This window comes from Nonomuraea sp. NPDC003709 (assembly GCF_040610775.1).
Classification (GTDB): domain Bacteria; phylum Actinomycetota; class Actinomycetes; order Streptosporangiales; family Streptosporangiaceae; genus Nonomuraea; species Nonomuraea angiospora_A.
Genome location: NZ_JBEXMW010000051.1, coordinates 14,599 through 28,719, shown reverse-complemented (window position 1 = coordinate 28,719; position 14,121 = coordinate 14,599). Strand labels below are relative to the sequence as shown.

Below are 14,121 nucleotides of genomic sequence, written 5' to 3'. Positions count from 1 at the left end.
GAGGAACACGATGACCACCCTTTCCCCGCCGCGTCCGCCGGCACATCCCCCGCCGCGCTACCGCAGGCCGCTGGGGCTGGCCCGGGAGAGCTGGCTGCAGTACGCCGTGCTGCTCCTGCTGGCGGTCCTGGTGCTGGCGCCGGTCGTCCCGACGCTCTACCAGTCCTTCCTCGACCGCCCCCTGTACGAGGCGGGCGGCGTGCTCGGCGCCGGCAACTACGTGCGGCTGTTCACCGAGGCGGGATTCGGCCGCGTCGTGCTCAACACGGCGCTGTTCGCGGGGCTGACCACCGTGCTCAGCCTGCTCATCGCGGTGCCGATGGCCGTGGTCGTGGTACGCACCAAGCTGCCCGGCGGCCGCGTCTTCGCCGCCGCCATGCAGTGGCCGTTCTTCATCTCCTCGCTCATCCTCGGCTTCGGCTGGATCACCATGTACGGGCCGGCCGGGTTCGTCAGCGTCGAGGTACGCCGCCTGCTCGGCTTCCTGCCGTGGAACCTGTACTCCATCCCCGGCATGGCGCTGACCGAGGCCGTGGCGCTGGCCCCGATCGTCTACACCTTCTGCGCCAACGCGCTGCGCCAGAGCGACGCCTCGCTGGAGGCCGCCGCCCAGGTGTGCGGGGCCGGGCCGCTGCGCATCCTGCGCTCGGTGATCCTGCCGCTGCTGCGCCCGCCCGTCGTCTACAGCTCGATCCTGGTGGTCAGCATGTCGGTGGAGACGCTGAGCGTGCCGCTGCTGTTCGGCCAGCCGGTACGCATCGACGTCTTCTCCACCTTCCTGTACCGCAACGGCCTGCAGTCCATCAATCCGGACTACGGGGTGCTGGGCGCGGCGTCGGCGATCATCCTGCTCGTCACCGTCAGTCTGGTCGCGCTGCAGGCCAAGCTGCTGAAGAACGCCCAGCGGTTCGTCTCCGTCCGCGGCAAGGCGACCCGCCCGCGACCGCTGGACCTGGGTCGGCTGAAGTGGATCAGCATGGCCGCCATCGCCTTCTACGTGGTGATGGGCGCCCTGGTGCCCATCGGCGGGCTGGTCTTCCGCTCCTTCACGCAGGTGTTCACGCCGCTGCAGTCGCCGTTCAAGACCCTCACCGGGGACAACTACGAACGGATCTTCACCTATCCGGTGTACGTGCAGTCCATCGTCAACAGCCTGCTGGTTGCGGCGATCGGCGCGGTCCTGGTCAGCGCGCTGTCGCTGCTGGCGGTTATGGTGGCCAGGCGTTCGACCTTCCGCTTCGCCCGCGCGGTGGAGTATCTGGCGCTCGCCCCGCAGGCGATGCCCGGCATCATCGTCGGCATCGGCCTGTTCTGGGCGCTGGCCTTCGCGCCGTTCGGGCTGGGCACCCTGATCCAGGGCACGCTGTGGGCGCTGATCATCGGTTTCGGGCTGCGCGCGCTGCCCAGCGGGTTCGGCTCCATCTCCCCGTCGATCATGCAGATCGGCCGGGAGCTTGACAACGCCGCCCGGGTCTCCGGCGCCGACTGGGTGCGGACGTTCACCCGCATCCTGGCGGCCCTGCTGCGGCCGGCCTTCGCCGGGGCGCTGATCCTGACGTTCGTGACGCTGCTCAAGGAGTACTCGCCCGCGGTGTTCCTGGGCTCGGCGGACTCCAACATCATCGGCACGACCATGCTCGAGCTGTGGGTGCAGGGCAACACCGGCTCCGTGGCCGCGCTGGCCAGCCTGCAGATCGCCATCACGGCGACCTTCGTCGGGCTCGCCGGACTACTTCTCAAGGGGCGTACAGATGCCTGAGGTCAAGGTCGCCAACCTGTCCAAGCAATTCGGGGACAACGCCGTCCTGCGTGACATCTCCTTCACCATCGCCGACGGCGAGTTCTTCACGCTGCTCGGCCCCAGCGGCTGCGGCAAGTCCACCACCCTGGCGTGCATCGCCGGCCTGGAGCGGCCGAGCACCGGCAGCATCGCGGTCGGCCCGGCCACGTTCGTCGACGCCGGCACGTTCGTGCCGCCCGAGGGGCGCAACCTCGGGATGGTGTTCCAGTCGTACGCGCTGTGGCCGCACATGACGGTCGCGCAGAACCTGGCCATGCCGCTCAAGATCCGCAAGGTCGACCGGCGCACGCAGGACGAGCTCATCACCGAGGCCCTCGGCAAGGTGGGCCTGGCCGAGCTGAAGGACCGCTACCCGCACCAGCTGTCCGGTGGCCAGCAACAGCGCGTCGCCCTCGCCCGCGCCCTGGTCTACTCGCCCAGCGTGCTGCTGCTGGACGAGCCGCTGTCCAACCTGGACGCGCAGCTGCGCGAGCAGGCCCGCGCCTGGCTCAAGCGGCTGCAGGAGGAGCTCGGCATCACCACCGTGTACGTCACCCACGACCAGGAGGAGGCCCTGGCCCTGAGCGACCGTATCGCGGTGATGTCCAAGGGCGACATGGTGCAGATCGGCACCCCGAAAGAGATCTACGAGACCCCCGCGACCGCCGAGGTGGCCGCGTTCGTCGGCCGCTGCAACTTCCTCACCGGCACGATGACCGGCCCGGCGGAGGTGCTGCTGGACTGCACCGGGCAGACCGTCGCCGTCCCGGAGGGCACGCCGGGCCCGCGCGTCACCGTGGCCGTCCGCCCCGAACGGCTGGAGATCCTCCCGCCCGGCCGCACCGCCCCCGCCGACGTGAACGTGCTCACCGCCGAGGTGCTCACCAGCTCCTACATCGGCTCCCGCTACGAGTACGACCTGCGCCTGGGCGACCACGTCATCCAGGCGGAGACCGCCCGCCCGGGGCTGAGCGGCGAGGTCACGCTCGTCGTCGAGCCCGCCGCCTGCCTGCTCTACCCGACCACCGACGCCCTGCCCGAGGACGTCGAAGCACTCGTAAGGACGTAAATTTCGTGACTTCCTACCGTCTTGGCGTACTCGAAGGCGACGGCATCGGCCCCGAGATCGTCCCCGCGTCCGTCCTGGTCGTGGACGCCGCGCTCGCCGCCGCCGGCGCCGCCCCCGTCGAGTGGGCCGAGCTGCCGCTCGGCGCCTGCGCCATCGACAGCCACGGCGACGCCGTACCGGAGACAACGCTCGCCGCCCTCGCCGAGGTGGACGCCTGGCTGCTCGGCCCGCACGACAGCGCCGCCTACCCCGAGCCGCACCGCTCCAAGCTCAACCCCAGCGGCACCATCCGCAAGCACTTCGACCTGTTCGCCAACATCCGCCCGGCCAAGTCCTTCGAGGGCGCCGACGCCGTCGTCCCCGGCACCGACCTGGTCATCGTCCGGGAGAACACCCAGGGCTTCTACGCCGACCGCAGCACCTACAAGGGCAGCGGCGAGTTCATGCCCAGCCCCGACGTGGCCATCGCCATGGGCATCATCACCCGGCCCGCCGTCGAGCGGATCGCCGTCGAGGCGTTCGAGCTCGCCTCCCGCAGGCGCGGCAGGCTCACGATCGTGCACAAGGCCAACGTGCTGAAGCTGACCACCGGCATGTTCCGCGACGTCTGCCGCGAGGTCGCCGCGCGCTATCCGGACGTGGCCGTGGACGACTTCCACATCGACGCGATGACCGTGCACCTGGTGCGGCGGGCGAACGACTTCGACGTGATCGTCACCGAGAACATGTTCGGCGACATCCTGTCCGACCTGGCCGGCGAGATCGCCGGATCGCTCGGCATCGCCCCGTCCATCAACGCCTCCCACGAGCGCGCCATGGCCCAGGCCGCGCATGGCTCCGCCCCCGACATCGCCGGCCAGGACGTCGCCAACCCCATCGCGATGATCCTGTCCAGCGCCATGCTGCTCGACTGGCTCGGCGCCCGCCACCAGGACCCCGCCCTGGTCCGGGCCGCCGCCCTGATCGAGGCCGCGGTCGCCGACACCGTCCGGGGCGGCACCCGTACCCGTGACATGGGCGGCACGGCGGGCACCCGAGCGTTCGCCGAGGCCGTCGCCGCCGGTGTGCAGCGATGAACCCGACGATCGCGGTCGTCAACGCCACACCGGCCTCCATCCGGCCCGCCGCCGACGGGCTCGGCGAAGGGTTTCCCGAGGCCAGGGCCTGGCACCTCCTGGACGACCGGCTCGTCACCGAGGCCGACGCGGCCGGCGGCCTGACACCCGCGCTGACGCGTCGCATGCTCGCGCTCATCGACTACGCGGTCCGCGGCGGCGCCGACGCGGTGCTGCTGTCCTGCTCGATGTACGGCCCGGCCGCCGGGCTCGCCCGGCGGCTGCACGAGGTGCCGGTGACGGGCTCGGACGAGGCCGTGTTCGCCGACGTCGCCCGGCGGCGGCCCGGCACCGTGCTCGTGCTCGGCTCGCTCGACTCCGCGGCGGCGGACTCGGCGCGGCGGCTCAAGGAGGTGGCGGACGGCGTCGAGGTGCGCGCGATCGCGGCGCCGGGAGCCGCGCCCGCGGCCGCCGCCCGCGACTGGCCGGACCTGACCGACGCGCTCGCGCGGGCCGCCGCGCCGCACCTTGACGGCGTCGAGCTGGTCCTGCTCGGGCAGTACTCGATCAGCCCGGTGCACGCCGAGCTGGCCGACCGGCTCGGCCTGCCGGTGCTAAGCCCGCCGCTGGCGGCGGCCCGGGCGTTGCGCGAGGCGCTGGCATGAGCCCGCTGCTGGGCTGCGTGGCCGACGACTACACCGGAGGCACCGACGTCGCCGCCGCGTTGCGCCGGTCGGGCCTGCGTACGGTGCTGATCTTCGGCATCCCCGGGCCCGCGACGGTGCTCCCGGACTGCGACGCCGTCGTCGTCGCGCTCAAGACCCGCTCGATCCCGGCCGGGGAGGCGGTCGCCGCGTCGCTCGCTGTTCAGCGGTGGCTTCACGAGCGCGGGGTCCGGCGCCTGTACGTCAAGTACTGCTCCACCTTCGACTCCACCGACCAGGGCAACATCGGCCCGGTCGCCGACGCGCTGACCGAGGCGGGCGGGGCCCGCCTGACCGTGGTGTGCCCGGCCGCTCCCGAGCACGGCCGCACCGTCTACCAGGGGCACCTGTTCGTCGGCGACCGGCTGCTGTCGGAGTCGTCGATGCGCCACCACCCGCTGACGCCGATGACCGACCCCGACCTGGTCCGCGTCCTGGGACGGCAGACTCCGCACCGCGTCGCGCTGGTCGCGCACGAGACCGTCCGGCGCGGAGCGGACGCGGTGCGCGCGGCGCTCGACGCGCTGCAGGCCCAGGACGTCCGGTACGCGGTCACCGACGCCCTCGACGACCGCGACCTCGATGTCATCGCCCGCGCCAGCGCGCACCTGCCCGTCATCACGGGCGCGGCGGGGCTGGCCGGAGCTTTGGAGACCGCCCGGCACGAACCGGCCACGCCTGCCCTTCCCACGGGACCAGGAGTGGTGCTCGCGGGCAGCTGCTCGGCCGCCACGCTGGAGCAGGTGGCCCTGGCCCGCCGGCACATGCCCTCCTACCGGCTGCGCGCCGAGCAGGACGGGCTGGTCGAGGAGGCCATCGGCTGGCTGGAGGCCAACCTCGCGGCGGAGGGCCGCGCCATGGTCTACTCCTCGGCTCCTCCCGAGGAGCGCTCGCCCGGCGCCGCCGGGCTGCTGGAGCGGGCACTGGCGACCGTCGCCGCCCGCGCCGCCCGGCTCGGCGCCGGGCGCATCGTCGTCGCCGGCGGCGAGACCTCCGGCGCCGTGGTCAACGCGCTCGGCGTGACCGGCGCGGTCGTGGGCGCCGAAGCCGACCGGGGAGTCCCCTGGCTGCTCACCACCGGCCACCCGAGCCTGGCCCTGCTGCTCAAGTCCGGCAACTTCGGCCGTCCCGACCTGCTCGTCACAGCCCTGGAAGCACCATGACCGATATTTCCTCACAAATCGCTGAGCTGGGCGCGTCCCTGTTCCGCCGGCGGCTGACGCACGGCCGCACCGGCAACCTCAGCGCCCGCACCGGCGACGCCTTTCTCATCACCCCTACCGGCGGCTCCCTCGGCGACGTCTCGCCCGATCAGCTGTCGCTGGTCAGCCTGGCGGGCGAGCACCTGGACGGGCCGCGCCCGTCGAAGGAGGCCTTCCTGCACGCCGCCTTCTACCGCGCCCGCCCGGACGCCGGCGCGGTCGTCCACCTGCACAGCACCTACTCCGTCGCCGTGTCCTGCCACGACGGCCTCGACCCGGACGACGTGCTGCCGCCGCTGACCGCCTACTACGTGATGCGCGTCGGGCGGCTGCCGCTGCTGCCGTACCACGCGCCCGGCGACCCGGCACTGGGGCCGATCGCCGAACGGGCCGCCCGCAGCGCGCACGCGCTGCTGCTGGCCAACCACGGGCCCATCGCCGCCGGCGCCGACCTCGCCGCCGCCGCGGACGTCGTCGAGGAGCTGGAGGAGACGGCGCGGCTGTGGCTGCTGCTGCGCGACCGCCCCGTCCGGCCGCTCACCCCCGACCAGGTCAGGAGCCTGTCGTGATCCCTGCCTCCGAGCTGATCTCCTTCGGGATCGAGGTCCTGACCTCGCTCGGCGTCCCCGAACCCGACGCGCGGCTGGTGGCCGACAGCCTGGTCACGGCCGACGCGTGGGGCCACCCCTCGCACGGCATGCTGCGCCTGGAGTGGTACGCCGACCGCCTGCGCTCCGGGGCCATGCGCGCGGTGACCGACGTGGCCACCGTGCTCGACGGCGGCGCCGTCGCCGTCCTCGACGGCCGCGACGGCATCGGCCAGGTCGTCACCGCGTACGCGGCCCGCGACGCCGTACGCCGCGCCGGCGAGCACGGCGTGGGCGTGGTCGCGGTGCGCGACAGCAACCATTTCGGCACCGCCGCGTACTTCACCCGCATGATCGCCGCCGAGGGCTGCGTCGCCCTGCTGACCACCAACGGCAGCCCCGCCATGGCCCCGTGGGGCGGCCGGGAGAAGAGCGTGGGCGCCAACCCGTGGTCCATCGCGGTGCCCGGCGGCCGGCGCGGCCCGGTCGTGCTCGACATCGCCAACACCGTCGTCGCCCGGGGCAAGATCTACGCCGCTCTGGAGCGCGGGCACGCCATCCCCGAGGGCTGGGCCCAGACGGCGGACGGCGTCCCCACCACCGACCCGGCCCTGGCCGTCGACGGGCTCATCCTGCCCATGGCCGGGCACAAGGGGTACGGCATCTCGTTCATGATGGACGTGCTGTCGGGCGTGCTGACCGGCAGCTCGTACGCCACCGACGTGGCCGGCCCTTACGTCCCCGACCGCCGCAGCGGCTGCGGCCACCTGCTGCTCGCGCTGCGCCTGGACGCCGTGGCCGACCCCGCCGACTACGCCCGCCGCCTCGACGACCTCATCGACCGCACCAAGGCCGTGCCGCTCGCGCCCGGCTTCGACGAGATCTTCTATCCCGGCGAGATCGAGGCCCGCAACGCCGCCGAATCCGCCCAGGCCGGAGTGCGCCTGCCCGGAAAGACCCTGCAGGGCCTGCGCCGGCTCGCCAAGGCGTGCGCCGTCCCGCCACCCGCCTGGATGAGCGCATGTTCGTCGTGATCGTCCAGCTCCAGGTGCGGCCCGACCGCCTGGAGACCTTCCTCGACGGCATCCGGGCCAACGCCCGCGCCACCCGCGACGAGCCCGGCTGCCTCCGCTTCGACGTGGTGCGCAGCGACGACGACCCGCACCGGTTCGTCCTGTACGAGATCTACCGGGACGAGGCCGCCTTCTTCACCGAACACCGCGCCGCGCCGCACTACGCCGCCTGGCGCCAGGTGGCCGAGGCGTGCGTGACCGAGCACCGCAACACCTTCTGCCATCCCGTCTCGCTCCAAGGGCAGGCCACGTGACCGACTTCCTCACGGTGGGATCTCGCCGTTACCGCATCCACACCGTCGACGCACCCGCGCGCCTGCCGTACAGCCTGCGCATCATGCTGGAGAACCTGCTCCGGCACGCCGCCCCCGCCGAGCAGGTGCGGGCCCTGACCGGGTGGCGGCCGCACGCCGGCCGGACCGCCGCGGTGGACCTGCATCCCGCCCGGGTGTTCCTGCACGACACCAACGGCGTGCCCGTGCTGGCCGACCTGGCCTCCATGCGCGACGCCATGGCGGCGCTCGGCGGCGACCCCGCCTCGGTCAACCCGGCCATCCCCGCGGAGCTGGTCATCGACCACTCCATCATCGCCGACGTCTTCGGCCGCCCCGACGCGCTGGCCCGCAACGCCGACCGGGAGTACGAGCGCAACGGCGAGCGCTACCGCTTCCTGCGCTGGGGCCAGGCGTCGCTGCGGGGCTTCACGGTGGTGCCGCCGGGCAAGGGCATCATGCACCAGATCAACGTCGAATACCTGGCCCAGGTGGTCATGACCCGCGGCGATGAGGCGTACCCGGACCTGTGCCTGGGCACCGACTCGCACACCACCATGGTCAACGGGCTCGGCACGCTCGGCTGGGGCATCGGCGGCATCGAGGCCGAGGCGGCCATGCTGGGCCAGTCGGTGTCCATCCCCGTGCCCGACGTGGTGGGCGTGCGCCTGCACGGCGAGCTGCCGGTCGCCGCCACCGCGACCGACCTCGTGCTGACCCTCACCGAGCTGCTGCGCGAGCACGGGGTGGTCGGCAAGATCGTCGAGTTCCACGGGCCGGGGGTCACGGCGCTGCCGGTGACCGACCGGGTGACGATCTCCAACATGAGCCCGGAGTTCGGCTCCACCGCCGCGCTGTTCCCCGTCGACGCCGAGACGATCCGCTACCTGCGCTTCACCGGCCGCGACGGCGACCACGCCGACCTGGTCGAGGCGTACGCCAGGGCGCAGGGGCTGTGGCACGAGCCGGACGCGCCGCCCGCGTACACCGCCGACCTGGACCTCGACCTGGCCACCGTCGTCCCGTCCGTCGCCGGCCCGCGCCGCCCCCAGGACCGCATTCCCCTGGAGGGGGTGAAGGCCGCCTTCCGCGCGCAGGAGCGGCCCCCCGTCGCGGGGGAGCGGGAGATCACGCACGGGACCGTCGCCATCGCCGCCATCACCTCCTGCACCAACACCTCCAACCCTTCGGTCATGGTCGCCGCCGGGCTGCTCGCCAAGAAGGCCGCCGAGCGCGGGCTGAGCGCCAAGCCATGGGTGAAGACCACCCTGTCGCCCGGCTCGCGCGTCGTCATGGACTACTACGGCGAAGCGGGCCTGACTCCCTACCTGGAACGGCTCGGCTTCACCCTGGCCGGGTTCGGCTGCATGACGTGCATCGGCGCCTCCGGCCCGCTCGTCGAGGAGGTGTCGAAGGCCGTGGCCGAGCACGACCTCGACGTGGCCGCGGTCCTGTCGGGCAACCGCAACTTCGAGGGCCGTATCCAGCCCGAGGTGCGCTCCAACTACCTCGCCTCGCCGCCGCTCGTCGTCGCCTACGCCCTCGCCGGCACGATGGACCTCGACCTCACCACCGAGCCTCTCGGCACCGACCCCGGCGGGCGTCCCGTCTACCTGCGCGACCTGTGGCCCGCCCCGGAGGAGGTGCGCGCGGTCATCGAGCGGGTGATCAGGCCGGAGATGTTCGCCCGCGCCTACGCCGACGTCCTCGACGGCGACGAACGCTGGCAGCGCCTGGACGTCGCCGGCTCCGCCACCTACCCCTGGGACCCCGCCTCCACGTACGTGCGCCGCGCCCCCTACCTCGACGGCATGTCGCCCGAGCCGCCGCCCGTCACCGACATCACCGGCGCCCGCGTCCTGGTCAAGCTGGGCGACTTCATCACGACCGACCACATCTCACCCGCTGGGGCCATCCTCCCGTCCAGCCCCGCCGGCCGCTACCTCACCGGCCTCGGCGTGCCACGCCACCAGCTCAACACCTACGCCTCCCGCCGCGGCAACCACGAGGTCATGATGCGCGGCGCCTTCGCCAACGTCCGCCTGCGCAACCAGCTCGCCCCCGGCACCGAAGGCGGCCTCACCGCCGACTTCCTGGACGGCGGCACGATCACCACCGTGTACGAGGCCGCCCGCGCCTACCAGGAGGCCGCCGTGCCGGTCGTGGTGCTGGCCGGGGAGGGTTACGGTGCGGGCTCCTCCCGCGACTGGGCCGCCAAGGGCCCCGCGCTGCTCGGCGTGCGCGCCGTCATCGCCAAGTCGTTCGAACGCATCCACCGCTCCAACCTGGTCGGCATGGGCGTCCTGCCGCTGCAGTTCCTGCCCGGCCAGGGCCCGGACGAGCTCGGCCTCACCGGCCGGGAGGTCATCGGCGTCACCGGCCTGGCCGCGCTCGACGGACCGCGGCTTCCGCCCACCCTGACCGTCACCGCCGGCGGCGTCACCTTCCAGGCCCGCCTCCGGCTCGACACGCCTCGCGAGGCCGACTACTACCGGCACGGCGGAATCATGCCCTATGTCCTGCGCGGCCTGCTGGCAGCTGCGCGCCGATCCCGTTGAGCACACGATCCAGCCCGTGCCGGAAGCGCTCGGCGGGGGAGAGGTGCGCGGTCCTGGATTCCTGTACGGATCGGCCGAACAGGGGGTAGGCGCCCGACCCGACGATCTGCCGCACGTACGGCCCGATGTAGTCGCGTTTCCAGCGCTCCGGGTCCAGGCCGGTACGGCGGGCCTCCTCCAGCCAGCCGATCTCGCGGCGGATCGCGCTGTGGACGTAGTCGTTCACCATGCTGACGAAGCCGGTCATCTCGTCGATGTCGAGACCGAGCCGGTCGAGCGCGCCCAGGGCGAACTCGTGCACCCGCAGCAACTGCGGGCCCAGGGTCGGGCGTCCGCTGAGCAGCGGGGTCAGCCAGGGATGGCGCAGGCCGGCGGCCCGGGTCTCGTGGGCGACCAGGGACAGGTCGCCTCGCCAGTCGCCGGACGGCTCGGCGGGGAGTTCGAGCTCGCCCATCGCCAGGTCGATCATGAGGTCGAACAGGTCATCGCGTTTCGGTACGTAGCGATAGAGCGACATGGCGCCGGTGCCCAGCTCGCCCCCGATCCGGCGCATGGTCGCGGCCTCCACCCCCTCGGCGTCGGCGATCCGGACGGCCGCCCGGGTGATCTGCTCGCGGCTGTAGCCGGGCCGCCGCCCGGGCCCCGAACGCTCCAGGCGCTCCGGCCGCATCCAGATGCTGATCAGTTCCTCGTCGGACATCCTGGCCTCTCCCTAACTTGCGTACACAGTACTCGAATGACTAGGGTCCCATTTCGAGTACGGAGTACGCGAAATAACGGAAGGCGTGATCAGCAATGACGACCTTGACCGGCAAGACGGCGCTCGTGACCGGTGCCAGCAGGGGGATCGGCCGGGCCGTCGCCACCCGGCTGGCCCGGGAGGGTGCCCGGGTCGCCGTCCACTACGGCAGCAACGAGGCCGCCGCCAAGGAGACGGTCGTGGCCATCGAAGCGGCCGGCGGGCAGGCGTTCGCCGTACGGGCCGAGCTGGGCGTGCCGGGGGACGCCGAAGCGCTGTGGGCCGGCTTCGACGCCCACGCCGACGGCCTGGACATCCTGGTCAACAACGCGGGCATCCTCGGCGACCAGGGTGAGATCGACGGCGTGACCAGGGACGGCTTCGAGCGGCTGTTCGCGGTCAACACGACCGCGCCGTTCTTCATCACCCGGCTCGCCCTGCCGCGACTGCGGGACGGCGGCCGGATCATCACCATCGGCACGATGCTGACGCGAGGCGCGGCCATGCCGCGGGCGATCGGCTACGCCATGTCCAAGGCCGCGCTCGACGTGCTGACCACCGCGCTGGCCAAGCAGCTCGGGCCGCGTGGCATCACGGTCAACACCGTGGCGCCCGGCGTCATCGACACCGACATGCACCAGGGACGCCTGGTCGGCGAGGCCCTGGCCTGGCTGTCGTCGCAGTCGCCGCTGGGCCGGCTGGGAACCCCGCAGGACGTCGCCGACGCGGTGGCCTTCCTGGCCGGCGACGACAGCCGGTACATGACCGGACACCGCCTGGACGTCTCGGGCGGAACGACCATGTGACCCGCGGCGATGAGTTCAGTGCCGTCGGCCGGTCTACCTGTGTGACCGCCACGCCGCACACGCCGTCCGGAGGTTCCGATGGCCGACCAGCTGCCCGTCGAGGTCACCAATCTCGACCGCTACGACCACGACGTGCTGCCGTGGGACCGCGCCCACGCCGTGCTCAGCGGTTCGTCGGGGGCGGACATCACGTGGTTTCTCGGCACCGTACGGCCCGACGGCATCGACCTGAACCTCGAGGGCACCGCGCACCGGGTCACCGACGCCACCATGGTCAAGCGCGTGGCCGCCCTGTACGCCGAGCTCGGCTGGCCCGCGACCGCCGAGGGCGACGCGATCACCGCGCCGTTCAGCGCGCCGAGCGCGGGCCCGGCGCCGTGGCACCTCTATCGCTTCTCGATGCGCGTCGCGTTCGGCGTCGCCACCGCCGAACCGCACGGAGCCACCCGCTGGCGGTTCGCCTGAGCGCCTGCCGCGGCGACCGAGGTCGGGCCGGACGGCGGGCGATGCCGCGGTCCGGCCCGAGAAGAGGTTCAGCGGGCGCCGTTCTCAGGGCCTGCCGAAGCCCAGGACCGCCGCGTAGTAGACGGCCGCGATCTTCCTGCAGGCGCCCCGCACCAGGAAGAAGTAGCCGCCGCACACCTTGTCCTTCAGGGTGATGTAGAACCGGGTGTCCACATCGAGCTTCCGGAAGACGGTGCGGTCGAGGTAGTACTTGTACTTCATCCTCTGGTTGGTCATCAGACCGTACCCGTAGTCGTGGGAGTCACAGGCCGGCCGGAAGTCGAACCCGGCGGGGCGGTCCGCTCCCGGCTTCGTGCAGTGGTCGTGAACGATGCCCCTGACCTTGAAGCCGCTGGCGGTCCGCTTCCAGTCGGGCTTCTTCCAGCTGCCGCCGTGGTAAGCCCAGGCCGAGCAGCCCGACTTCGTGTACCACATCCAGGTCTTGGCCGAGTCGCACTTCTTCGGGTAGGACTGCGGGGGGTCCACGCCGTCCGGCAGGAAGTCGCCGGCCGGCGGCTCGGTGGCGTTCGGGTCGTCGAGCCCGGCCGCGCCCTCGGTCGGCCCGCCGTTGGCCGGCATGTCGGTGCCGGTGGCGACCACCTGGGGAGCCGCGGCGCCCTCAGGGAAGGTGAGCTGCCAGTCGCCGTTGCTGACGGACTCGATCGACGACAGACGCCCCACCGAGTCGTAGGCGTAGGTCCCCTGGACGGCGCCGAGGCTGGGATCGCTCGCGGTGCGCAGCAGGCCGTTCAGGTCGTAGGCGTAGCGCGCCTCGGTCTGCGGCGCGTCGGTTCCGTACGCGACCTTGATCTCCTTGAGCCGGCCCGTGTAGTCGCCGTTGGAGGTGCCGGTGGCCGTGGTGGCCGTGGCGTAGGTGAACGTGGTGACGCTTGCGGGGCTCTCGCCACGGGTCGGTTCCTTGACGCTGCTGACGCGGCCCTGGGCGTCGTAGGTGATGGCGGACTTGCCGAAGGCGACGGTGCCCACGCTGGTCACCCGCCAGGGGTCGGCGCCCGGCGCCCCGGTCGGCCGGGCCCAGGTGTAGGTGAGCTGGAGGTCGGCGTTGCTGATGGGGGTGCCGTCGGCGTTGGTCAAGGGCTCCTTGCCCGGGTCCAGGGGACCCAGATCCGTCACGAACGTCTCGGTCGTCGTGGTGCGCATCGCCCCGATGACCGCGTCCCACTTGGTGGTTTCGGTGATCTTGGATCCGTCGGCGGCCTCGTACGTCTGGATGCCGCCGCCGTCGGGGAAGGAGACGCTGCTCTTCAGGGCGAAGCTGGTCGACGTCCCTTCGTCGAGTTCCGTGACGACGATGGTGCCGTTCTGGTTCTCGAGTTTCCGGTTGATCTCTCCGCCGGCGAACTCGGCCTGCCAGCCCGGCCCGAAGACGCCCAGCTCGGGCCTGGTGGCCGGGGCGGACTGCGGCCGGGCCAGATCACCGGCGGTCAGGGCCACGCCGTGCTTGCGGCTGATCGCGCCCGCGGACACGTCCAGCTCGGTGAGCTTGAAGGTCTTGGTGTCGGAGGAGTACTGGCCGGGACCGACCTCCTGAACGTTCGCCGGTGGCGGGTCGGCGAGCGCGGTGGCGGAGACCTCCGGGGCGAGGAAGGGGAGAAGCATCGCCGAGACGGCGACGGGGAGCGCTAATCGGCGCAAGGGGTGCCTCCAGGTGAAAGGAGAAAGTGATTTGATCACCTGGAGAGTAAGGGCTGACAATCCGCTCGACAAGAGCTGGACAATTTTCTTGAACGGTGCTGAAATCGCCTACGAAG

The 14,121-nt window shown here is 72.2% G+C and carries 13 protein-coding genes; 11 read left to right on the top strand and 2 right to left on the bottom strand.

The window, feature by feature from the left end:
- The first annotated feature begins 10 nt into the window (after positions 1-10).
- From ABZX61_RS63445 to acnA, 9 genes are read left to right on the top strand one after another with little or no spacing between them, the layout of a single operon-like run.
- Positions 11-1,759 carry an iron ABC transporter permease gene (locus ABZX61_RS63445; RefSeq protein ID WP_355212404.1) on the top strand — a complete coding sequence of 583 codons (1,749 nt, stop codon included), beginning with the start codon at positions 11-13 and terminating at the stop codon, positions 1,757-1,759.
- Entirely contained in the window at positions 1,752-2,849 is a 1,098-nt protein-coding gene (locus ABZX61_RS63440; protein WP_355212401.1) for an ABC transporter ATP-binding protein, read from the top strand. The genes ABZX61_RS63445 and ABZX61_RS63440 overlap by 8 nt, the downstream gene beginning before the upstream one ends.
- A gap of 5 nt (positions 2,850-2,854) precedes the next feature.
- Positions 2,855-3,925: an isocitrate/isopropylmalate dehydrogenase family protein gene (locus ABZX61_RS63435; RefSeq protein ID WP_355212398.1), complete on the top strand. Its 1,071-nt coding sequence runs from the start codon at positions 2,855-2,857 to the stop codon at positions 3,923-3,925.
- Positions 3,922-4,569 (top strand): aspartate/glutamate racemase family protein, encoded by a 648-nt coding sequence (locus ABZX61_RS63430; RefSeq protein WP_355212395.1) that lies wholly within the window; start codon positions 3,922-3,924, stop codon positions 4,567-4,569. The genes ABZX61_RS63435 and ABZX61_RS63430 overlap by 4 nt, the downstream gene beginning before the upstream one ends.
- Positions 4,566-5,771 carry a 3-oxo-tetronate kinase gene (otnK, locus tag ABZX61_RS63425; RefSeq protein WP_355212392.1) on the top strand — a complete coding sequence of 402 codons (1,206 nt, stop codon included), beginning with the start codon at positions 4,566-4,568 and terminating at the stop codon, positions 5,769-5,771. The genes ABZX61_RS63430 and otnK overlap by 4 nt, the downstream gene beginning before the upstream one ends.
- Positions 5,768-6,379: a 3-oxo-tetronate 4-phosphate decarboxylase gene (gene otnC / locus ABZX61_RS63420; RefSeq protein WP_355212389.1), complete on the top strand. Its 612-nt coding sequence runs from the start codon at positions 5,768-5,770 to the stop codon at positions 6,377-6,379. The genes otnK and otnC overlap by 4 nt, the downstream gene beginning before the upstream one ends.
- Complete coding sequence (locus tag ABZX61_RS63415; RefSeq protein WP_355212386.1) at positions 6,376-7,431, top strand: Ldh family oxidoreductase; 1,056 nt, start codon at positions 6,376-6,378, stop codon at positions 7,429-7,431. The genes otnC and ABZX61_RS63415 overlap by 4 nt, the downstream gene beginning before the upstream one ends.
- Positions 7,419-7,724, top strand: a complete 306-nt coding sequence (locus tag ABZX61_RS63410; RefSeq protein WP_350743286.1) for a putative quinol monooxygenase — start codon at positions 7,419-7,421, stop codon at positions 7,722-7,724. Before ABZX61_RS63415 ends, ABZX61_RS63410 begins: the two co-directional genes overlap by 13 nt.
- A gap of 14 nt (positions 7,725-7,738) precedes the next feature.
- Positions 7,739-10,300, top strand: coding sequence for an aconitate hydratase AcnA (acnA, locus tag ABZX61_RS63405; RefSeq protein WP_355212441.1), 2,562 nt, complete (start codon positions 7,739-7,741; stop codon positions 10,298-10,300).
- Here the strand turns inward: acnA and ABZX61_RS63400 are convergent.
- On the bottom strand, positions 10,248-11,000 hold the full coding sequence (locus ABZX61_RS63400) for a TetR/AcrR family transcriptional regulator (RefSeq protein WP_355212383.1): 753 nt from the start codon (positions 10,998-11,000) through the stop codon (positions 10,248-10,250). The two genes, acnA and ABZX61_RS63400, sit on opposite strands and share 53 nt — an antisense overlap.
- 95 nt (positions 11,001-11,095) lie before the next feature.
- On the opposite strand from ABZX61_RS63400, the gene ABZX61_RS63395 reads away from it, so the two are divergent.
- Both ABZX61_RS63395 and ABZX61_RS63390 read left to right on the top strand, forming a co-directional pair.
- Positions 11,096-11,845 carry an SDR family oxidoreductase gene (locus ABZX61_RS63395; RefSeq protein WP_355212380.1) on the top strand — a complete coding sequence of 250 codons (750 nt, stop codon included), beginning with the start codon at positions 11,096-11,098 and terminating at the stop codon, positions 11,843-11,845.
- Positions 11,846-11,923: 78 nt separating this feature from the next.
- The gene (locus tag ABZX61_RS63390; RefSeq protein ID WP_355212377.1) at positions 11,924-12,310 is read left to right on the top strand and encodes a pyridoxamine 5'-phosphate oxidase family protein; all 387 of its coding nucleotides are present in this window, start codon (positions 11,924-11,926) and stop codon (positions 12,308-12,310) included.
- Between the two features lie 84 nt (positions 12,311-12,394).
- Here the strand turns inward: ABZX61_RS63390 and ABZX61_RS63385 are convergent, their stop codons facing one another.
- Entirely contained in the window at positions 12,395-14,005 is a 1,611-nt protein-coding gene (locus ABZX61_RS63385) for a phospholipase A2 (RefSeq protein ID WP_355212374.1), read from the bottom strand.
- Between the last annotated feature and the right edge of the window lie 116 nt (positions 14,006-14,121).